This is a genomic window from Saccharicrinis sp. 156, assembly GCF_050589685.1.
Lineage (GTDB): Bacteria > Bacteroidota > Bacteroidia > Bacteroidales > Marinilabiliaceae > Saccharicrinis.
In genome coordinates, this window is record NZ_JBNGOS010000112.1 from 1 (window position 1) to 566 (window position 566).

A 566-nucleotide genomic window follows, 5' to 3' on the forward strand; every position below is an offset into this window, starting at 1 on the left:
GACGGAACAACATTTGAAACCGTTGTTGTAAATGAAAGGCCAACCGTAACGGTAAACTACAACGCCCCGGTCTGTGAAGGGACGAGTCTGATATTAACGGCCACCCCATCCGGGGGAAGCGGCAGTTATGTAAATTATGTATGGACAAAGGGAGGCGTTGAAATAGCAGGAGAAAATGCTTCCACGCTAACCGTTGATCCTTCGGCCGCCGCCGATGCGGGGACTTACGGAGTAACCGTCGAAGACAATTCCGGTTGTACAAGCGATGAACAGACGGTTGTGGTAAGCATTCATGCCTTGCCCATTCCAACAGCCGGGAACGACGGTGCAGCCTGTGAGGGGGAAACGGTGAATCTTTCCGGTGGACCCGCAGGCATAAGCTATTCGTGGTCCGGGCCAAACGGTTTTAGCAGCTCGGATCAGAACCCGGTTTTAAACAATATAGCACTTGCCGACGCAGGAACTTACACGTTGACAGTTACCGACGGAAACACCTGCGAGCAAAGCGTATCAACCGAAGTGGTTGTAAATTCTAACCCAAGCATAACCGCCAACAGCAACAGTCC

Annotated in this window: 1 protein-coding gene; it reads left to right on the forward strand. The window is 51.8% G+C overall.

Features of this window, described 5'->3' with window-relative positions; genetic code table 11:
• A partial coding sequence (locus ACRD64_RS25265; RefSeq protein WP_430937430.1) for an immunoglobulin domain-containing protein occupies positions 1-566 on the forward strand: 566 nt, incomplete at both ends.